This window comes from Vulcanisaeta sp. EB80 (assembly GCF_002078205.2).
Genome location: NZ_LCWN02000041.1, coordinates 1 through 18,801 on the forward strand (window position 1 = coordinate 1; position 18,801 = coordinate 18,801).

Sequence of the window (18,801 nt, forward strand, 5' to 3'; positions counted from 1 at the left end):
GCAGTATTTACACGCCACACTCAAGGAATTCAAGGCCAGCCTAGAACAAAGCCCCGCGGTGCTGGCCCGGGGCGACCCCATGAACCCAGCCAGAGGAGCCGATGAAGGCTGGGCGAGGAAACCACCCAAAAAGGAGGAGGTCAGAAAGCAAAAATCAAACCTCCCAGAACGAGGCATTATCATGGTGGGAATGGGTCGATGAATGATTCGTTATTGCTGTGGGCTTTCCTTTTCAATGCGCAGGTTCTTAATTACATTTGTGAGAAATTCTATCTCTGATATTGCATCAACCTGCTCGAGCTCCGTATCATCACGAGGGCACCTAAAGTCGTATTCATAAGCCTCATCGAGTGTATACCCTCTAAAGCATGTTGGGCATATGTACAGTGTCGTCGTGCTTAGTGCATTCAGTCTATGCATTAATTTTGACGCTACATTATTTATGTGCTGCACCAGGAATTTCCTAATGAATTCCTTATTCAGGAACCACTTGTATTCATACCTGTATTGATCCGTTGACTCCCTAACAAAACCCACGAGACCGACCCTATGCATTGCATGTAAAGCCCTCCTGATCTCGGCAGCACTCACGCCGAGTATTAATGCCAGTGTTTCATCGGGTATTGTCTCATTCCTCTCGAATAACGCTCTCAGTATTTTCACAGCCAACTCTCCAGTCTCCTCGTCATACTCGAAGGACATCTTCCTGCGCACATACTCAAGGAATAACGAAGTCTCCAAATCCTCCTCCATTAGGTATTTCTCGGCAAAAATAATTATTTTATTTCTTACTAATCCTTACCTACCAATCCCAGTTGTTCTAATCTATTACGTATTGTATTACGAAGATCGTCAATGCCAATCCCCAGCTTTGCCGATATTACGACATACTCATTAAATTCCTGCTTAACAAGCGATACCTTATTGCCTATGTACGAGTCATTGGCTGCATCCACCTTATTTAATACAGGCAGGATCTTGCCCTTGGGGACTCCAAGGTCCATGAATATCCTGAGGGAGCTCGTGAACTTCCTATGAAACTCGGAATACTCATCGCTCATGTCTATTACGAAGAGTACGAGGTCGGAATTAAGAACCTCCGCTATTGTTGCGTAGAATGACTCAATGAGTAGTGGTGGTAGGTCGTCAATGAACCCTATTGTGTCGGTCAATATCGCGTTTACACCGTTGAAATACGCCAGCCTTGAGTACGTATCCAATGTGGCGAAGGGTTTACCATCAACATACTTATTCTCCCGGGCGAGCCTGTTGAACAACGTGGTTTTGCCAGCGGATGTGTAACCCGTCAGGGCGACCTGTGGAAGACCGTAATCCCTCCTCCTCATGACCAGGGAAGCCCTCCTCTCCCTAATTTTCTCAAGTTCCTTCCTAATGTGCGAGACCCTCCTAACCATGTGCCTATAGTAGGCCTCTATTGCATACTCACCACCACCGTAAAACCCAATTTGTTCGCCCAACTTGGCTAGCCTAATGAATTCCCTAACCCTTGGGATTTCGAGTCTCAATCTCGTTAACTCAATCTGTAGCTTAGCCTCCTTAGAACCAGCCCTCCTTTCGAAAATCTCGAGGATAAGCCAAACCCTATCCATAACCCTAATCCTCAACCTACGCCCAAGGTTGACGTATTGTACAGGATTTAACTGGTGGTACGTAATGACCGTATCCGGTTCATAACTCCTAACAATCTCCTCAACCTCACCCAACTTACCAAGGCCTAGGTAGTAACGTGGATCTGGTCTCCTTCTCTGTATTATCGTGTCCAATACCTCATAATCACCAGCCTCAGCTAGGGACTTAAATTCCCTAATCTTTCCATCCTCAATATCGTCAGCGACAAGCAATATTGCCTTACTACCCACTACCAACACTCATACTTGCATTTAATATAAAGCTAATTTCCTGCACTCACTTCTTGTTCTTTTCACGTATCATAACAACATCACCGAGAGTCAATGACTTATTCACGGGTTTTTCCGTCATTGTACCGACATTCTCAGCCTCCCTGAGTAGGCTTATGCCGAGCACCTTCTCGAGCTTCCTAGCCAACTCTATATCCGGTATTAATTGCCCATCCTCAATCCTCTTGAGGATGCTATCCTTAACCCCAAGGACCCTCGCTAGCACATCCCTACTCATGCCGAGGCTCTCCCTAGCCTCCCTAATGAGTTCTGCGTAGTTTTCTACAACCTCGTATTTATCGACGTTAATCCTCGGCTTACTGACCCTATACGTAGTGCCCCTCCTGGTCTCATACCTAACCGCGGCAATGCCCTGGGAACCAGTTGATACTTGCGATGGCCCTCTTATGACCTTGACCCCCTTCGTGCCTACGTACTTACGGGCACACCTCTGGCATAGTGTTAATACGGCACCGTCTATCTCGACAATGACAGGCTCGCCATCTATGGGTGCACCACAGACATCGCAGGTGAGAACCACTACCACACCACCTAGGTAGTTTCTCAGGAACCCCCTTAAAAACCCAGTGTTTCTGGTTATCACCATCTGTAGATCGTGATACCCAATAACGGGCAAAATCCTTATAAATCGCGAGCCTACCCCAAGCACGTGCAGGTTAGGATCTATAGGGTTATTGGGCATATGAGGATTGGAACACAGTGGCGGAAGTTCACGATTGAGGTTCCTGCAACAAAGCCTAGCGAGGCTATTGAGAAGGTTTATAGTGATTTGGGAAGTAGGCATAAGTTAGGGAGGAGTTTGATAAGGATTGAGGAGGTCAAGGAGATTGGTAAGGATGAGATTAGGAGGACAGAGCTGCTCCAATTAATGAGCCTTGAGTCATTGATTAAGTGGTGAGGCGAGCAATGTCGCAACAACCACAGAGGATTGTCATAACCAGGGAGGATATTGAGAGGTTGATTGAGGAGAGGAACTCATTAACAGCGTTGCTCGACGTTGTTAGGCAAAACCTGGCACTAATAACGCAAACACTGAATGAGTTAAGGAGCGCCAAGGATATGCTCTCCATGCTAAGTGGTGGTAATGTCCAGGACACATACGCGGGAGTTGGTGGTGGCGTCTTCATTAGGGCATCCCCAGTACAGGGTGAGAGAGTCCTCGTTGGTGTTGGGGCAAACTACGTCATAGAGATGGATATACCCTACGCCATTAACTATATTGAGTCCAGGATCAAGGAGTTCGAGGATCTAAAATCAAAACTCGATGCCCAATCAGCCGATATAGCCAAGAGAATAAGCGACATAGACAACTTCCTACTCTACATAAGCGCAGCCATTAGGCAGCAGCAACAATCTCAGCGGTAGGTTGTTATGGTGTTTGATAAGCTCAGGGATGCGTTTAGGTCGTTCACAAACTCGATAGCCGCCTCAATAACCACGGCAGAGCTTAGCGAGAGTAAGCTCAGTGAAGTACGAGACGATTTGTTCATGCGGCTTGTCGAGGCTGACGTAGCCGTTGACGTGGCTGACGTGATAAGTGATTCCGTGATTAACCAACTTAGGGGTCTTAAGGTGCCTAGGTTTGGGGATAAGGAGTCGGTGATAAAGAACGCGATAGTTGAAGCCCTGGATAAGTTATTCAGTGATGTACCGAATGTGGACTTCATGAGCGAGGTTATCAAGATGCACAATGCAAAGAAGCCCGTGGTTCTTCTATTCCTTGGACCAAATGGTTATGGGAAGACGACAACCATAGCCAAAATAACGCATCAATTAATGAAGGGTGGGTATACGGCAGTATGGGCCGCAGCGGACACGTACAGGGCAGGTGCAATCGAGCAGTTGGAGGGGCACGCAAGTAGGCTTAATGTTAGGGTTATTAAGCATGACTACGGTTCTGACCCGGCTGCCGTGGCTTATGATGCAATAAACCACGCCAGGGTTAGGGGTATCGACTTCGTGATGATAGACACCGCCGGTAGAATGCACACTGACATTAACCTAATGAATGAGTTGAGTAAGGTTCAGAGGGTTAGTAAGCCTGATGTATCCATATTCGTAGCCGACGCACTGCTCGGCAATGAAGCTCTGGACATTGCCAAATACTACAGTAAGTATGTTAGGATAGATGGTTTAGTGGTTACCAAGGTCGATGCCTACCCGAAGGGCGGTGCAATACTGACGTTCCTATACGAGCTTAAGAAGCCCATATACTTCCTGGGCGTTGGCCAGGGCTATGACGACCTAAGGCCCTTCAATAAGGCTGAATTCTTTAGGACGCTTATTGCGTAGCCACTCCTCACTGTTGCCACTGTGGCTATCAAGTACTTGCCATGCTCCAGGTCCCACAAACCCACACCCGCGGGGTCGATGGCTACGCAATATTTGCCAGGGACCCTCTGCTAACTCAAGGGCAAGGGTCTTCGAGATTGTTCCGGTCGACAGCGTTTATGTGTTGCTTCTTGTGGCTGCTGTTGTAGAGTGTTCCCAGGGCATTGCCGCGGTTAGGTATGAGACCAGGAGGGGCACTACGTATTAGATTAAGCAGTTAATATTTTAGGTGTTAGGGAATGTTTTAAATTTAGGGTTGCATTGAGATCGCGATGAGTAGTGAGGGTTGGGTTAGGAGGTTGATGAATTGGCTAAGCATGTTGGTTTGGATATTCAAGGTTTCTAAAAAGCCAACTAGGAGTAATTACATGGTTGTTTTAAAGCTTGGTGCCTTAATAATAGCCATACTGGGAATATACTCGTTCCTATTCAATATAGCGGGCGAGTATTTAGCGAGTAGTGCCAACTTTAACTTACCATACCCACTAAACCTAGTTGTCGTACTAACAATAGTCGTAATACTAGGCATAATGCTCATATTAGTAATACTAAGCACGAGAGGCTTGGGTCGTAGATAGGGCATCGTAATGAACAAGTTTTAATAAACCAGCGCCTATAGCGATGACTTAATGAGTGAGGAGGGTAAACCATCGAATTGTAGGGTTTATGCAATAAGGGCTGTGGGCGGCCAGGAGTATGGTGTTGCGTTCATGCTTAAGGCTAGGGCTGAAAATAGGGGTTTAGATAAGGTTAGGATATCGGCGATAGTCGTGTTGCCGGAGCTTAAGGGCTTCGTCTTTGTCGAGGGTGCGATGCCTTATGAGATCCAGGATCTCGCGACGGGTATTAAGCATTATAGGGGCATGGTTAGGGGTGTCATGAGCTCTGACGAGTTATTACGTAGCTTGGTTAAGCCTGTCGAGGTCAACGTCGGCGATGTTGTTGAGATAATAGTTGAGCCCTTCAGGGGTTATAGGGGTAGGGTCGTGGATATTGATAAGCAGAAGGGGCAGGTTTACCTTGAGCTTCTTGATTCATCAAGCACGATGCCGATAATCGTGAACATAAAGGGTATTAGGAAAATTGAGGGTAAGTAATCGTAGACAAAAACGTTAAATACCAAGCATTAACCGAGGTCTCCCGAATATGGTTAAGAGGGTTGTGAAAATAGCCGTTGCGCCAGGGAAGGCTGGAGGCCCTGCTGTTCAGCAGTTGGGTCAGTATGGTGTGGATATCGGCAAGGTGACTGATGAGATAAATAAAAAGACGAGAATCCTGGCTAATTACGGCATTAACAATGTGTTTGTTGAGCTGGAGATTGATGAGGACACGAGGAATTTCACCGTTAAGCCTGAGTTACCACCTATCACGGACTTAATAATGCGATCTATTGGAAAGGATACAGGGAGTCACCAGGCGGTTAAGGAGTTGATTGGCGATATTGATATTGACAAATTGGCGGAGATAGTGTACATCAAATGGGAGGAACTTAAGAGCAGGGACTTCAGGGGCGCCCTTAAGCAAGTCATAGGTGTTTGTAGGAGTATTGGTGTTACAATAAATGGGAAGGATCCCAAGCAGGTGTTGAGAGAGTTGGATTCTGGGGCTTACGATAGCATCATTAACAAGTACGAGGAGTTGCTTAGGCAGGAGGGGAGGTTTTAAAAGAATTGAAGGAAAAATTTATTAGGTATTTCAACTTATCAATAATGTCTCAATTATGAAAAGCTGGGGTATTTCACACCCACTAACGACGATAATACTGACGGTAGTTGCCATAGCCCTAGCAATAGCCGTCGTAATGTACGTATTTAATATAGTTAACATGGCAAGTACGAAGTATGGAATAAGGGTTATGGTTAACGGTCCATACTACGTAAATGGTTCCGTAGAATTCACAATTGTGAATACGGGGAGGGATGCGGCTGTAATACCGTACCTGGAGATAAACAATGCCGTATTCACCGCAAGCAATAGGTGCTTGATAATGCCTGGGTACTCTGGCGTATTAACGTTGGTTGGGAATGGTACGTACATAGTGGGTGCTAGGTTCGTGGTGGGTGGATGCACGGTAGAGTTTAATGGCGTGGCTAGGCTCTATGGTATTAACTCAATATCAATATCGCTTACGAACGGGCAAGTATTCGTGTATTCAGAGCTTCAGTTTAGTTCCTGAGTCGGCATGCGACATTGATGTGTTCTTGGGAAAAATACTTTAATAGGGTGTTTTCCATACCATGCTGATTATGAGCCTGGACATAAACGCAGTGATGAGGGCTGTGGAGGAGGCGAAGGCTAAGGCAAAGAAGAGGAGGTTTAAGCAATCCTACGAGTTAATAGTTAGGTTCAGGGATTTCGATGTTAAGAATCAAAATAATAGGTTCAACGTAACGGTGGTCCTACCACACCCACTACAGGGCAAAACACCGAAGGTCTGTGTAATGGCTACAGGCGCCATGGTTCTAGCCGCTAAGGAGGCTAATGCCGATGCAGTGCTTACTAGGGAGGATATTGAGAAGTTGGCGGGTAATAAGAAGGAGATTAGGAAGTTGGCTCAGTCATACGATTATTTCGTAGCGACCCCGGATCTCATGGTCCTAATTGGTAGGGTTATGGGCCAAATACTTGGTCCTAGGAATAAGATGCCTGAGGTCGTTCAACCAAACGCTGACATAAAGGCTGTGATTGAGAGATTAAGGAGGAGCGTTAGGGTTAGGGTTAAGGATCAACCCCAGATCATGTGTAGGGTCGGCACTGAGGATATGGACTCAAAGCAGGTTGCGGAGAATATAGTTGCGGTGCTTGAGGAGGTGCTGAAGAGAGTGAGACCGGAGCAGTTGGGTGAGGTCAGCGTTAAATTAACAATGGGCCCGCCGATTACATTCTCGCCCCTACAACAGAAATAACTGGTTAACTGCATCGGTAGAAAAATTTAATTAAGTCATGCAAACAACGCCTTTTTGCTGAGGTATGGCTTCGCAACCAATATTTAAGCGAACATACGTTAGGACAAAGCCCTATCCGGAGAAGAAGGTTAGGATTGTTAATGAGCTGAAGGAGTTGTTCTCTAAGTACGAGACCTTATTCGTGATCGACCTACACGGTACATCCAATAAGGTTGTTCAGGAGTATAGGTTTTGGCTTAGGAGGAGGGGTTCCAGGATTATTAAGGCAAAGAATACCTTAGTGTTGATAGCCCTAAGGCAATTAATGGGTGGTGTTGATGAGAAGTTGAGGAATTTATTTACGGGCGAGAACCTGTTAATATTCACTAACGAGAACCCGTATGAGTTGGCCAAGTGGATTTGGGAGAATGGAGTTAGGAGAGAGGCGATGCCTGGCGATATAGCCCCCTTCGATTTAGTGGCACCTGCCGGTAATACTAACATGGGTCCGGGCCCAATAATGAGTAAGTTTGGTAAGTTGAAAATACCAATTAGGGTTCAGGATGGTAAGATATGGATAGTTAAGGACACGGTGGTTGTGAAGAAGGGCGATAAGGTTAATGAGGATGCGGCTGAGATCCTTAAGAAATTGAACATAAAGCCCATCTTCGAATCCCTGAAAATAAAGGCAGCAATAATCAAGGGCAAGTACTTAATCCCAGGGGAGGAACTAAAGCTAGATACCAAGGCCTATAGGTCGATGTTTGAGGATGCCGTGAGGTACGCACTAAACCTGGCGGTGAACGCTGCGTACCCAACACCCGAGGTCTTAAGGGTATCAATAATGAAGGCATACACAGAAGCCCTAAACCTAGCTGTTAATGCTAGGTACGCGACACCAGAAACAATACGTTACATACTGAGTAAGGCTGCAGCTGAGGCGAATGCACTAGCCGCGGCAATAGCACCAAAGGCGCCACAACTTGGGCTACAAGTCCCACAACCAACTCAACAGGCCACGGCGGAGACTACTACACAGGGTGGTGCTGAGACTAAGGCTGAGGAGAAGAAAGAGGAGGGTGGTGAGGAGAAGAAGGAGGGCCCGAGTGAGGAGGAGATCGCAGCCGGCTTATCGAGCTTATTTGGAGGATGAGCATGTGAAAATACATCCTCCCTAGACAAGCTTATTAATTTCCGTTTTTCCTGATTACTCATGGTGAGGATAACCGAGGTTATGAGGAACGTGTACCAAATAGACCTGGAACCAGGAGGTTACAGTAACCTGGTATCGGTTTATGCGGTTAATACGGGGAAGGGTTTGGTTGTGTTTGAGGGGGGTCCCGCCGTATCAAGCAGGGATTTAGTAAGCGCTGTAAGGAATTTACCGGGTGCTGTAACTCACGCATTTGTAACTCATGTGCACATAGATCATTATGGCGGTACAGGGGCACTAACTGGGTTAAATCCTAACATTGAGGTTTATGTGCACCCAAGGGGCTCTAAGGTATTTCCAAATCCTGACATTATTTGGATACCTGCCAAGGAGGCCATGGGATGGCTTGGGGAATTGTATGGGAGACCACTCGAGATACCTAGCAAGAATGCCAGGGAGACCAGGGATGGTGATAGGATCACGATAGGGGATGTTACGGTGGAGGTGATACACACACCTGGCCATGCAAGTCATCATCAATCATTCATTATTGAGCCTTGGAGTATACTGATTGTTGGTGATGCGGCTGGGATTTACGTTAAGGATCTCGACTACATAATACCAACAACAATGGAACCCCTGAGGTTTGATATGTACGTTGACAGCCTAAAGAAGCTCATTTCCAGGAACCCAACGTACATAGCCTACACACACCACCTACTGGTTCCAAACGCCATGGATTTATTAAATAGGCACTTGAGGCAAGTAGATGTTTGGGGTAGGACGGCGGAGGAGGCTGTTAGGGAGGGGTTGGGCGTAAAAGACCTGGAAGGCATGCTCGTTGAAAGGGATCAAGACCTTAAGCGGGTTTATGATAGGCTGAGGAGTATGAGAGCTCATTACCACCTCTTTGGTATGGCTGTTGATGGTTTGTATAAATATTATCAGGGTGTTGAAGGGCGTAGGCAATGAAGTGTCTTTATCTCAGGAACAAAATATAAAAATAATCTCATTTATCCATTATCGTTTAAGTTATGGAGGAATTAAGGACGAGAATGTTTACTGGGATGAATTTCTACAGGAAGCAGTGCCCATACTGCAAACACCACTTCTGGACGTTAAATAAAGATCAGGAGAGTTGCGGTGACCAGCCCTGCACGCCATACCTATTCATAGGTAATCCACCGGGTAAGTTCAGGCCTGAGTCCATTAGGGATGTTAGGGAGAGGTTCCTGCAATTCTTTGAGAGGCATGGCCATGTGAGGATCAGGAGGTACCCAGTCGTTGCCCGTTGGAGGAGTGACGTGTACTTAGTCGGTGCGTCAATATACGACTTCCAGCCCTGGGTTACCGAGGGCATAGTACCACCACCAGCAAACCCATTGACGTTGTCCCAACCAAGCATTAGGTTTACTGACATTGATAAGGTTGGCCGTAGTGGTAGGCATCTAACTGGTTTCGAGATGATGGCTCACCACGCCTTCAACTACCCTGATAAGTATGTTTATTGGATTGACGAGACTGTCGAGTATGCCCATGAATTCTTCACAAAGGAGCTTGGGCTTAGGGATGATGAGATAACCTATAAGGAGAACGTTTGGGAGGGTGGTGGCAATGCTGGTGAGTGCCTCGAGGTTCTGGTTGGTGGGTTGGAGGTCGCCACGCTTGTTTTCATGCACTATAGAACCGTGGATGGTAAATACGTCGAGATGCCAATGAAGATTGTGGATACGGGATATGGCCTCGAGAGGATATATTGGCTATTGACCGGTAAGCCTACGGTTTACGATGCAGTGTTTGGTTCATTCATTGAGAGACTTAGGTCTAAGCTTGGGCTTCCAAAGCCCAGTGATGAGATGCTGATGCACATGGCAACGTACTTTGGGCAGCTTGATCCCGAGGTTACGAGTATTGAGAAGGCCTATGAATACATATCCAGCAAGGTCGGCCTTGATGTTGGTGAGGTTAGGAACATACTCAAGGCCCAGGAGACCCTGTACATACTGAGCGATCATGGTAGGACCCTATCCTGGATGATGGCTGATGGGGCAATACCGAGCAACTCGGGTGTTGGTTACCTGGGTAGGCTATTGCTTAGGAGGATGTTGAGGAGTATGTATGTTGTTGGCATTGAGATGCCTCTTACGGAGATCATGAACATGGAACTTGAGTTCTTAAGGGACGATTATCCCGAGGTCTATGAGGAGAGGCAGACGATATTGGAGCTTGTGGATCTTGAGGAGAGGAAGTTCAGGGAATTGCTAAGGCAGGCCCCTGGGGTTATTGAGAGGGTTATTAGGGATAGGGAGAGGAGGACGGGTAAAAGGGAATTGAGTGTTGACGACCTAGTCACGCTATATGATTCGCAGGGATTACCACCAGAGATAGTGCGTGAGATCGCGTCGTCAAAACTAGGCATCGGCGTTGCTGTACCTGATGACTTCTACTCAAGGCTGGCAGCCAGGTACCAGAGGCAGGTTGGTGAGGAGAAGCCAAAGGTTGATGTGAACCCAGTGGAGGTCCAGGACTTACCACAGACTAAGGAGTTATTTTACGAGGACATGAGGCTATTTCGATTTAATGCGAGGGTTCTTAGGGTGATTAGGGGTAAGTACGTGATCCTTGACCAAACAGCCTTCTACCCAGAGGGTGGTGGTCAGGTTGCTGATCATGGTGTGATTAAGCATGGTAGGGGTGAGGCTAGGGTTATTGACGTGCAGAGGGTTGGTCCTGTCATTGTTCATGTAATCGAGGGCGAGGCACCAGGTGAAGGTGAGGTTGTGGAGGGGATAGTTGATGGTGTGCGTAGGCTCGACCTCATGAGAATGCACACTGCAACACACATACTGTTGCAGAGCATTAGGAGGGTTTTGGGTAGGCATGTTTGGCAGGCTGGTGCTGAGAAGAACGTCCCATTTAGTAGGCTCGATGTTACTCACTACAAATTACCTAGTAGGGATGAGATTAGGAAGATTGAGGAATTGGCGAACCAGGCTGTGCTTGCCAATCAACCGGTCATCATTAGGTGGTTGGGAAGAACAGAAGCCGAGTCCAAGTTCGGTGTTTACATATACCAGGGTGGTGTTGTTCCAGGGGCTAAGTTAAGGATAGTCCAGGTCGGCTCTGACGATGAGCCATACGATGTTGAGGCCTGCGGCGGTATGCACGTAAGTAGGACTGGGGAGATCGGTATGATAAAGATTGTTAGGGTTGAGAAGATACAGGAGGGTGTTGTTAGGTTCATATTCACAACAGGTAGGCATGCATTAAGTTACGCAGAATCGCTTGAGGACTCAATAAGTGAGATCTCCGAGTTAACAGGCGTGAGTAAAGATGCTGTGGTTAAGGGCGTCAACGAGTTGGTGAGCGACGTAAGGAGGATGGAGGGCAGGGTTAAGGCATTAATGAGAAAGGCAATTAAGAGTGATATTAGTGAGGCGTTGGGTAGAGAGGTCGTTATTGGTAGAGTTGGTTTCACGTATATCGAGTACGAGGGTGAGGATAGAAGCTACATACAGGAATTCGCCAAGGAGTACCTCAGCAATAGGCCTAACACGGTGTTGCTGGTGATAAATAGGCTTAATAACGGTACGGAATACCTGGTCTACCTAGGTAGTGAGAGCAGTAAGCGCGTTAGTGTTAAGGACATAATGGCTAGGCTAAATGAGGGGGTTAACGGAAAAGGCGGTGGTTCAGCAACGTATGGGCAGGGGTTCACCCAAACCAAACCCTCAATCGACGTGTTTGTGAACATCGTGAAATCGGTACTTCAAACGATAAATATAAATTCATAAACTCCTTCTCACGATTTTCCCCAGTTCATCCTTAAAGCACCAAAGCCCCTCACCAATATCAATGAGCACTACACCCAACTTACTGACCAACTTATCGCTTAGTAATGCCTCATCCGCCTTCTGGCCTCCTCCTTTTTTGGGTGGTTTCCTCGCCGCCACCTTCATCGGCTTCTCCGGTGGGGTTCATGGGTTTGCCCCGGGCCAGCACTGCGGGGCTTTGTTCGCTGGCCTTGAAAGTCTTGAGGTGGGCCCATAGATGTGAAACAGTTTCATACGGTATCGATGGATTTGATTTTCCTTCGTACTCTCCCCAATTTATTTCCCTCCTTAAATTCCACCATACGCCTTTGACCCATGCCTCTGGTGTTGTTTTCCACAACATATTAAGTATGGATGCGTAGTCCCTATCCACGAGGTGCCCGAGTGGGCACTTTAGTACATGCCAATCATCTGTTCTCTCAAGCCTTGTGAAATGAATTGGACACACCCTACTGTTCCTGTAGGATGATACGTGGAATATTTTGGAGCCGCGCTCCAAAGCCTTATCCCCAACGGCTTTCTCCAAAGCCTTGAATGGTGTCTGTTTTATGCGGTGCCTCAACTCGTCCTTCCCAACGTCACTAATCATTGATTCCTGTGGGTTCTCACCAAGTTCTTCGGTGATTATGATTGATGGGTTCTTGGTTAACTCACTCGCCACCTGCCTAACCCTACCCAACTTCCTAACCCTTTCTCTCAATCTCTTAACACGCTTCCTAAACTCCCTAGTGTTCGCCACATTCACGTAATTACCACTCGGTAATGTAAAGGATTGTTTGAGCCTATCGATAATCGCATTCCTAACCCTTTCGTACCTCCTGGCTAGCCTACCGAAGTCTGTCCTAATTGTGTATAGTTCTGGAATCATGTACTGCCTATTCCAGTTAACCACCTTGCTTACGGTGGATGCTAGGTCAATTTTACCAACAGCTACCGTGTTCTCGTTGATGTCAAATGCCACCACGCTTTGTGGTACCTCTCGCCTCGGCTTGATCTCGAACACAAACACTGCATACCACCTGTTCAACCTACGCTTAATGATCAACGTGCTAGCCAGCTCGGCTTCACCATTTAGTACCCTCCACCAGTAAAGCCAGAAGCGCTTGTGTGGTCTAAGCCAGACCTCAGTTCGACCACCTGGTAAGGATAGCTCAAGCCTGACTGGGGCTGTTGAGTGGATAAATTGTTCATAATTCCATGCCTTCTCCGTAAACCTAATCGAGACACTCCTAACCTCAGGGTAGGGCTTGCTCACCAAGCCCTTCCTCCTCCTCTCAACGAATGACTTCGCAACTTCAGATGCCTGCCTAATCGCCTGGATGATTAGGTGTGCGTGCAAGCCTTGGTACTCACTCCTATACTTGCTGTAGAATAACCCCTGGAGTTCTGTTGCACTCGTAACATTGTTCGCAACAGCGTATACGGCAACCTCACGAACGATGCCTAGGTACGCAGACTCCACACTATAGAGGAGCTTAGAAACACCCTTGGGGACTTCCAGCTCAACAGCAACAGCCCTACACAACATCCACAACAAAAACAAACAACCAGACTTAAAAACCACCCACGACAAGAAGAGACAAGGCTTGACCATTATTATCACTAACCGTCACATGGGCTGTAACACCCCCAACCACCCTGTCGTTCTCAATGACCCAAACCTGAACCGCACCAGGTATGAGTATTAGCCTAGTTACCGTTCCATCAGCCAGTACGTAATTCCTAACCTCGGAACCACTTGGTAGCTTGGGCATTAGCCCTAAATCCTCAGCCACAGACCTTGGTATCAATATCTCAGGCTCTTGGGATTCATAACCTGTGGTAATCAATGCTTTAATTATTGTGACCTTTCCCATTATTGAGGAGAGCTTAACTCTGACCCTAATTGCCATCAAGTAATGTATTGAATAAAAGCCTATATGCATTTCCCGTGTTGCTTACATGTGTTAGTAAGATTTTTAATTAATCCAACCATAGATAGGGGGCTATGTCAAACACGAATATAAATAAGGCATTGTTAATAGCCGTGATAGTACTTGCCATAGCCTTAGTCGGTGTGCTTGTATACTTCCTGGCGCCAATACATAAACCCGCAATAACGCCCACACTGGCCTTTGAGGATGGTGTTGGGAATTGGTTTGGGGTTGTGTGTGTTTATAATAAGTACGGTGGTAATGCAACCCTAAACCTGCTGAATAGTATATACAGTATTGCCTATGAGTACTTGGTCGCGTACTCACAATCTAACAATGTGACGTACCTCCTGGAGTACCCCGTGGCCCAGTACGAGTACCTAGCCAGTAAGTACCCGCAGTGCGCGTTTAATTACACAGACCAGTACCTGGTTAGCACCGTAATGGGCGCCATAAATAACGTGACCAATGTAGCCACCGAACTAGGCATACTCAATAGCCCGCTGGGTACGTCACTGGGTACGCCATTGTTCATAGTCTTTAATAGGGCGAATAACATAACCTATGTAGTGATCGGTGCTTCACCATTTGTGTTTTACGCAATTAATTATGCCAAGGCTGGTAATGCCACCGTACTTACCTACCAGGGCCAGGAGCTTGGTTATGGATTTAGGGCAAACTCAACACAGGTGGGTGTTATTGATGGCATAATCTCGGGCGGACTCAGGATCGGTAATCCAGGGGCGAACATAGTCGTTATTGAGTACCTAGACCCAGAATGCCCAGCCTGTGCATTGTTCCAGGTGGAGTACGGCAGTGCCCTGGATAGCATGGTGATTAATGGCTCCGTGCTTTACGTAATACAGTACTTCCCAACTCATGCCCTCATTTACGGGTGCTCATCACCAACAATAGCACCAATGCTCGGACCATACTGCGGCTAAATTATGGTTATCGTATGTTGGTAATAAAAAGAAATTGTTTTAAGCGGGGAGGTGATAAACTGACGTGGGTCTAAACCCAAGGGATGTTAAAAGGATGCTTCGAAGACTCGGAATTCCAGACCTCAACCTTGAGGAGGTTAGCGGTGTTACCAAGGTTGTGATTCATCTTGGTGATGGATCAACAATAGAGATAAACAAGCCAGTGGTTGCACGTATTAAATTACAGGGTTTATCAATATACCAAGTCCAGGCCTCGGATTCCGATGTTAGGGTTAATAAGCCGCAACCTGTTGTTCCACAACCTAGGTCATTAATAATAGCTCCACAATCACAACAACAGCCTGGTGCTCCTAAGTACGAGCCTAGTGAGGATGATATAAGGCTTGTGATGGAGGAGACCGGGTGCAATAGGGATGAGGCCATTAGGGCATTGAGGGAGACCAATGGTGATATTGCTGAAGCGATACTGAGGATTCAATCGACGAAGAAGTAATGCCTAGTTAATTACTCTGCTCTATAGCGGCTTCCTTCAATCCTTCAACAATCTAATCACACATAGACGCTTCGATCTCATAATAAAGCTTATAAAGCCCACTGGCTTCACGTTTCGTAAATGCCACTAAGGCCTGGTAGGTGCTATAGGAGGTTGAAGAGGCCCTACACAAGGACTGAGTATATAGCTGGTGCTCCATACGTGCAAATACCTAGGTTCGAGCTTGGTAATACGAAGGCTAGGGAGAGGGTTAGGTTCGATTATATTGTTGAACTTGTTACTGAAGGTACTGGTCAAATAAGGGCTAATGCCCTTGAGGCCGCTAGGCAAATGGCGTATAAGTACCTGTCGAAGTATGTTGGAGATCCTAATTTTTACTTAAAGATAACGAAATACCCATTTCACGTAATTAGGGAGAATAAGATGTTGGCCATGGCTGGTGCTGACCGTCTACAGCAGGGTATGAGGCTTGCCTTTGGTGTACCCACGGGTAGAGCCGTTAGGATTACCAAGCCTGGTACGGTGTTAATGCACCTAGAGATTGAGGGGAAGAACTTGGCGCACGCTAAGGAGGCGTTTAGGAGGGCGTCCTCTAAATTGCCAATACCAATGAGGATTGTTGCTTATCCAAAGCAGGTACAGCAACAAGCTAAGGTGAACCCTTAAACAGTCCTGTTTGAGGCACAAGAGTTAAAAAGTGCATACTAGGAGGCTTCCTTGGGTAGGTGAATTGCTAGTATGAGTAATGGCTTAGACGCCAAACAGCTGTATAAAAGCCGCATTGAGGCTGCCACGGAGATTTGGAGTAAGATAATGAGGAATGAGGTGACGAGTAGGAGCCAGCTTGAGGAGCTTGTCTACATAGCCTATAAGCAGAGAGGTATTGAGCCGTTTAGGGGTTTGAGTAAGATTAGGATTTATGATAAGGAGATATCCACGATATACATAGTCGGTAAGTACGGACTTGGTATACTAGATGGTGAATTAACCAACGCCCTTAAGGACGTATTCAATGTTGAGATAGTCTGTGATGAGGTATACAATTACCTGAAATCCAAGGGCTTTCAGCTTAGTAATGAGGGTGATGTTGAGCAGGTTAGGAAGATGGTCGATAATGAAGTACTTGGACCAAAGACCGATGAGAGAGGGTTTAGAGTATTGAGGTACGTGTTCACTGGTACAATAATGAGGTTCTTCCCTGAGGAGGATTTCGTAGGTACCTATAGGGCGTTAGCAACGGCCTTTCCAGACCTTGCTAAAAAGTTCATGAATTATGTTAGGTTTTATGTAGCCTTTAGGGTTGCTGAGGACATTGCATTAGGTAATATTAAAAAGATTGAGGAGAAGAAGATAATGAAGTATGCGCACTGTCTTAGGCTAAACCTAACTAGGTGTGTGCCTCATGATAAGTTGATTAGGGAGATAGCCCTTAGGGTCTATAAGGTACCTAGGAGAGTGCTTGATAAACTATTCCCGAATGAGGATCAAAGATCCTTCATACCAAAGGCTCAGTAATTCATTAAAAATAACCAATGAGTGATAAGCCTCGCCTCTTTTTGTCGTGGGTGGTTTTTAAGTCTGGTTGTTTGTTTTTCTTGTGGATGTTGTGTAGGGCTGTGGCTGTTGAGTTGGAGGTTTCTAAGGAGCTCAATAAGTTGCTTTGCTCTGTTGAGGAGGTTTATAAACGCATTGTTCGTGAGGTCGCTGAATACGCCGTTGAGAACAATGTTACGAGTGCGAATAAACTCCATGGGCTGTTCTACAGCAAGTATAGGCAGGAGTACCCAAACCTTAACTCACAACTAATCATCCAAGCCATTAGGCAGGCATCGCAAATCGCCAAGTCATTCGTTGAGAGGAGGAGGATGGGCTTGATGAGCAAGCCCTATCCTGAGGTTAGGAGAGTCTCGATTAGGTTTACGGAGAAGGCATGGGGTTATGAGCAATTTATCCGCTCCATAGCCCCGGTTAGGCTTGAGCTATCCTTACCCAATGGTCGAACCGAGGTTTGGTTGAGACCACACAAGCGCTTCTGGCTGTTTTGGTGGAGGGTACTAAATGGTGAAGCCGAGCTTGCATCTACGCTGTTGATTAAGCGTAGGGCTAACAAATGGTATGCCATATTCATCTTCAAGCTGAAGCCTAGGGAGGAAGAGCCAGAATCAATCATTGCCTTCGACATAAATGAGAACACGGTAGCAGTGGGCAGGATCGACATTAAAACCACCGTGAGCAAGGTGGTTGATTGGAATAGGCAATACACAACGCCACAGCTCTATACGATCAAGACTGATTTTGGTAGACTAGCCAGGAGGTATGAAAGGATTAGGAGTACGATTATCGAGAGATTGAAGCCCGAATTTGCATTACCGAATGGTAATTACGTGAATGTCACGAACACTAGGGAGTTTAGGAAGCGTGTGAGGAAGTTACGAGAAAGGGTTAGGAAGGTTGGTAGGGTTAGGCAAGTGGCTAATGAGTTAACAAAAACACCAGCAATCATCATAACAGAGGAGCTTGGCGATAACCCACAGGAGTCAATGATTGAGGATGTCATGAAAGACGAGTTGAGGCATAGAATCAAGCAAACACCATTCAAGGCTGTGGAGAGGGCTGTTGAGGATAAGGCTTTGGAGCGCGGCTCCAAACTGTTCCACGTATCAGCCTATAGGAACAGTAGGGTTTGTCCTATTCATTTCGTGAGGTTGGAGAGGACCGATGATTGGCACACATTGCGATGCCCAAAGGGTCACTATGTGCACAGGGATTATGCCTCAGTCATGAATATGGCTTGGAAGATCACACCAGAGGCATGGATAAAGGCATTCTGGTGGAACATGAAGCAAGAAATGAATTGGAGAGAACACGAAGGCAAGTCAAACCCAATAATACCACACGGAATCGTAACCCTCCTACAACACATCATGGAGAACGCAAAGGCCAGCGAGGAAAGCCCCGCAGTGCTGGCCCGGGGCAAACCCATGAACCCCACCGGAGAAGCCAATGAAGGCTGGGCGAGGGCACCACCCCGCCCTTTAGGACGGGGAGGAGGCCAGAAGGAATATTGAGCTCCAAATACCACCCTGATTAACGACTCTCTCATTAATTATCCTAAACCCATAATCATTAGCCAATCTCTTCACCAGGGATTTCCTAATCGTGATGATGATGAAAGACGACCCGTCACGCAACAAATCCCTCAGTGTCTTAAATAACGTGTCATATAACGCGGTAACTCCCTCAATGGGTTCGATCCTAATACCAAATGGTGGATTGAAGGCTGCGTGATCACAGGCGCCATTTTTAATG

The 18,801-nt window shown here is 46.7% G+C and carries 24 protein-coding genes and 1 pseudogene; 18 read left to right on the plus strand and 7 right to left on the minus strand.

Going from position 1 to position 18,801, the window contains the following annotated elements; all coding sequences use genetic code 11:
- Positions 1-202, plus strand: a 202-nt coding sequence (locus tag B7L70_RS13450; RefSeq protein WP_162009137.1) for a hypothetical protein, incomplete at its 5' end; no start/stop codon positions are given.
- A gap of 8 nt (positions 203-210) precedes the next feature.
- On the opposite strand, the gene B7L70_RS07890 is transcribed toward B7L70_RS13450, so the two are convergent.
- The 3 genes from B7L70_RS07890 to B7L70_RS07900 are packed head-to-tail and all read right to left on the minus strand — an operon-like array spanning position 211 to position 2,589.
- Positions 211-753 carry a transcription factor TFIIE gene (locus tag B7L70_RS07890; protein WP_081227319.1) on the minus strand — a complete coding sequence of 181 codons (543 nt, stop codon included), beginning with the start codon at positions 751-753 and terminating at the stop codon, positions 211-213.
- 38 nt (positions 754-791) lie between these two features.
- The gene (hflX, locus tag B7L70_RS07895; RefSeq protein WP_081227320.1) at positions 792-1,880 is read right to left on the minus strand and encodes a GTPase HflX; all 1,089 of its coding nucleotides are present in this window, start codon (positions 1,878-1,880) and stop codon (positions 792-794) included.
- Positions 1,881-1,926: 46 nt separating this feature from the next.
- Positions 1,927-2,589, minus strand: a complete 663-nt coding sequence (locus B7L70_RS07900; RefSeq protein WP_238376163.1) for a multiprotein bridging factor aMBF1 — start codon at positions 2,587-2,589, stop codon at positions 1,927-1,929.
- Here B7L70_RS07900 and rpl18a point away from each other — a divergent pair, their 5' ends adjacent.
- The 12 genes from rpl18a to alaS all read left to right on the plus strand — a co-directional run bounded on the left by rpl18a (position 2,590) and on the right by alaS (position 12,103).
- Positions 2,590-2,838, plus strand: coding sequence for a 50S ribosomal protein L18Ae (gene rpl18a / locus B7L70_RS07905; protein ID WP_081227321.1), 249 nt, complete (start codon positions 2,590-2,592; stop codon positions 2,836-2,838).
- 8 nt (positions 2,839-2,846) lie between these two features.
- Complete coding sequence (gene pfdA, locus B7L70_RS07910; RefSeq protein WP_081227337.1) at positions 2,847-3,305, plus strand: prefoldin subunit alpha; 459 nt, start codon at positions 2,847-2,849, stop codon at positions 3,303-3,305.
- Between the two features lie 9 nt (positions 3,306-3,314).
- Entirely contained in the window at positions 3,315-4,232 is a 918-nt protein-coding gene (ftsY, locus tag B7L70_RS07915) for a signal recognition particle-docking protein FtsY (RefSeq protein ID WP_081227338.1), read from the plus strand.
- 13 nt (positions 4,233-4,245) lie between these two features.
- Positions 4,246-4,479, plus strand: coding sequence for a hypothetical protein (locus B7L70_RS13040; protein ID WP_143701593.1), 234 nt, complete (start codon positions 4,246-4,248; stop codon positions 4,477-4,479).
- Between the two features lie 64 nt (positions 4,480-4,543).
- Positions 4,544-4,849, plus strand: coding sequence for a hypothetical protein (locus B7L70_RS07920; protein ID WP_081227322.1), 306 nt, complete (start codon positions 4,544-4,546; stop codon positions 4,847-4,849).
- A gap of 51 nt (positions 4,850-4,900) precedes the next feature.
- Positions 4,901-5,368, plus strand: coding sequence for a transcription elongation factor Spt5 (locus B7L70_RS07925; protein ID WP_081227323.1), 468 nt, complete (start codon positions 4,901-4,903; stop codon positions 5,366-5,368).
- Between the two features lie 49 nt (positions 5,369-5,417).
- Positions 5,418-5,936 (plus strand): 50S ribosomal protein L11, encoded by a 519-nt coding sequence (locus tag B7L70_RS07930; protein WP_081227324.1) that lies wholly within the window; start codon positions 5,418-5,420, stop codon positions 5,934-5,936.
- Positions 5,937-5,991: 55 nt separating this feature from the next.
- The gene (locus B7L70_RS07935) at positions 5,992-6,447 is read left to right on the plus strand and encodes a hypothetical protein (RefSeq protein ID WP_081227325.1); all 456 of its coding nucleotides are present in this window, start codon (positions 5,992-5,994) and stop codon (positions 6,445-6,447) included.
- A gap of 70 nt (positions 6,448-6,517) precedes the next feature.
- The gene (locus B7L70_RS07940; RefSeq protein ID WP_081227326.1) at positions 6,518-7,177 is read left to right on the plus strand and encodes a 50S ribosomal protein L1; all 660 of its coding nucleotides are present in this window, start codon (positions 6,518-6,520) and stop codon (positions 7,175-7,177) included.
- Between the two features lie 64 nt (positions 7,178-7,241).
- The gene (locus tag B7L70_RS07945; RefSeq protein WP_081227327.1) at positions 7,242-8,309 is read left to right on the plus strand and encodes a 50S ribosomal protein L10; all 1,068 of its coding nucleotides are present in this window, start codon (positions 7,242-7,244) and stop codon (positions 8,307-8,309) included.
- A 60-nt stretch (positions 8,310-8,369) separates the two neighbouring features.
- Positions 8,370-9,281 carry an MBL fold metallo-hydrolase gene (locus B7L70_RS07950; protein ID WP_081227328.1) on the plus strand — a complete coding sequence of 304 codons (912 nt, stop codon included), beginning with the start codon at positions 8,370-8,372 and terminating at the stop codon, positions 9,279-9,281.
- A 62-nt stretch (positions 9,282-9,343) separates the two neighbouring features.
- On the plus strand, positions 9,344-12,103 hold the full coding sequence (gene alaS, locus B7L70_RS07955) for an alanine--tRNA ligase (RefSeq protein WP_081227329.1): 2,760 nt from the start codon (positions 9,344-9,346) through the stop codon (positions 12,101-12,103).
- Here alaS and B7L70_RS13765 read toward each other — a convergent pair.
- Genes B7L70_RS13765 through B7L70_RS07965 form a run of 3 tightly spaced genes read right to left on the minus strand, consistent with a single transcriptional unit; the run spans position 12,098 to position 14,034 of the window.
- Complete coding sequence (locus tag B7L70_RS13765) at positions 12,098-12,268, minus strand: hypothetical protein (protein WP_202908713.1); 171 nt, start codon at positions 12,266-12,268, stop codon at positions 12,098-12,100. The genes alaS and B7L70_RS13765 overlap by 6 nt on opposite strands.
- Complete coding sequence (locus B7L70_RS07960) at positions 12,213-13,670, minus strand: zinc ribbon domain-containing protein (RefSeq protein ID WP_162009138.1); 1,458 nt, start codon at positions 13,668-13,670, stop codon at positions 12,213-12,215. Before B7L70_RS07960 ends, B7L70_RS13765 begins: the two co-directional genes overlap by 56 nt.
- Before the next feature lie 25 nt (positions 13,671-13,695).
- A complete protein-coding gene (locus B7L70_RS07965) occupies positions 13,696-14,034 on the minus strand; it encodes a hypothetical protein (protein WP_238376164.1) in 339 nt (112 codons plus the stop codon).
- 95 nt (positions 14,035-14,129) lie between these two features.
- Here B7L70_RS07965 and B7L70_RS07970 point away from each other — a divergent pair, with 95 nt between their 5' ends.
- The 5 genes from B7L70_RS07970 (at position 14,130) to B7L70_RS07990 (ending at position 18,560) form a co-directional block, all read left to right on the plus strand.
- Positions 14,130-14,999 carry a thioredoxin domain-containing protein gene (locus B7L70_RS07970; RefSeq protein ID WP_081227331.1) on the plus strand — a complete coding sequence of 290 codons (870 nt, stop codon included), beginning with the start codon at positions 14,130-14,132 and terminating at the stop codon, positions 14,997-14,999.
- Positions 15,000-15,063: 64 nt separating this feature from the next.
- Positions 15,064-15,492, plus strand: coding sequence for a nascent polypeptide-associated complex protein (locus tag B7L70_RS07975; protein ID WP_081227332.1), 429 nt, complete (start codon positions 15,064-15,066; stop codon positions 15,490-15,492).
- Positions 15,493-15,612: 120 nt separating this feature from the next.
- A complete protein-coding gene (locus B7L70_RS07980; protein WP_081227333.1) occupies positions 15,613-16,158 on the plus strand; it encodes a 50S ribosomal protein L16 in 546 nt (181 codons plus the stop codon).
- 72 nt (positions 16,159-16,230) lie between these two features.
- Positions 16,231-17,007: a DUF2192 domain-containing protein gene (locus B7L70_RS07985; RefSeq protein WP_081227334.1), complete on the plus strand. Its 777-nt coding sequence runs from the start codon at positions 16,231-16,233 to the stop codon at positions 17,005-17,007.
- A gap of 86 nt (positions 17,008-17,093) precedes the next feature.
- Entirely contained in the window at positions 17,094-18,560 is a 1,467-nt protein-coding gene (locus B7L70_RS07990; RefSeq protein WP_162009139.1) for a zinc ribbon domain-containing protein, read from the plus strand.
- Here B7L70_RS07990 and B7L70_RS07995 read toward each other — a convergent pair.
- Positions 18,528-18,801 (minus strand): annotated as a pseudogene (locus B7L70_RS07995) (RNA methyltransferase); the annotation flags it as partial. The gene B7L70_RS07990 and the pseudogene B7L70_RS07995 overlap by 33 nt on opposite strands.

Coding starts and splice junctions, on each gene's coding strand:
- B7L70_RS07890 (WP_081227319.1), bottom strand. CDS start 753: ATGGAGGAGGATTTGGAGACTTCGTTATTCCTTGAGTATGTGCGCAGG.
- pfdA (WP_081227337.1), top strand. CDS start 2,847: ATGTCGCAACAACCACAGAGGATTGTCATAACCAGGGAGGATATTGAG.
- B7L70_RS07920 (WP_081227322.1), top strand. CDS start 4,544: ATGAGTAGTGAGGGTTGGGTTAGGAGGTTGATGAATTGGCTAAGCATG.
- B7L70_RS07925 (WP_081227323.1), top strand. CDS start 4,901: ATGAGTGAGGAGGGTAAACCATCGAATTGTAGGGTTTATGCAATAAGG.
- B7L70_RS07930 (WP_081227324.1), top strand. CDS start 5,418: ATGGTTAAGAGGGTTGTGAAAATAGCCGTTGCGCCAGGGAAGGCTGGA.
- B7L70_RS07935 (WP_081227325.1), top strand. CDS start 5,992: ATGAAAAGCTGGGGTATTTCACACCCACTAACGACGATAATACTGACG.
- B7L70_RS07940 (WP_081227326.1), top strand. CDS start 6,518: ATGAGCCTGGACATAAACGCAGTGATGAGGGCTGTGGAGGAGGCGAAG.
- B7L70_RS07945 (WP_081227327.1), top strand. CDS start 7,242: ATGGCTTCGCAACCAATATTTAAGCGAACATACGTTAGGACAAAGCCC.
- B7L70_RS07950 (WP_081227328.1), top strand. CDS start 8,370: ATGGTGAGGATAACCGAGGTTATGAGGAACGTGTACCAAATAGACCTG.
- alaS (WP_081227329.1), top strand. CDS start 9,344: ATGGAGGAATTAAGGACGAGAATGTTTACTGGGATGAATTTCTACAGG.
- B7L70_RS13765 (WP_202908713.1), bottom strand. CDS start 12,268: ATGAAGGTGGCGGCGAGGAAACCACCCAAAAAAGGAGGAGGCCAGAAG.
- B7L70_RS07960 (WP_162009138.1), bottom strand. CDS start 13,670: ATGTTGTGTAGGGCTGTTGCTGTTGAGCTGGAAGTCCCCAAGGGTGTT.
- B7L70_RS07965 (WP_238376164.1), bottom strand. CDS start 14,034: ATGGCAATTAGGGTCAGAGTTAAGCTCTCCTCAATAATGGGAAAGGTC.
- B7L70_RS07970 (WP_081227331.1), top strand. CDS start 14,130: ATGTCAAACACGAATATAAATAAGGCATTGTTAATAGCCGTGATAGTA.
- B7L70_RS07980 (WP_081227333.1), top strand. CDS start 15,613: ATGCCACTAAGGCCTGGTAGGTGCTATAGGAGGTTGAAGAGGCCCTAC.
- B7L70_RS07985 (WP_081227334.1), top strand. CDS start 16,231: ATGAGTAATGGCTTAGACGCCAAACAGCTGTATAAAAGCCGCATTGAG.
- B7L70_RS07990 (WP_162009139.1), top strand. CDS start 17,094: ATGTTGTGTAGGGCTGTGGCTGTTGAGTTGGAGGTTTCTAAGGAGCTC.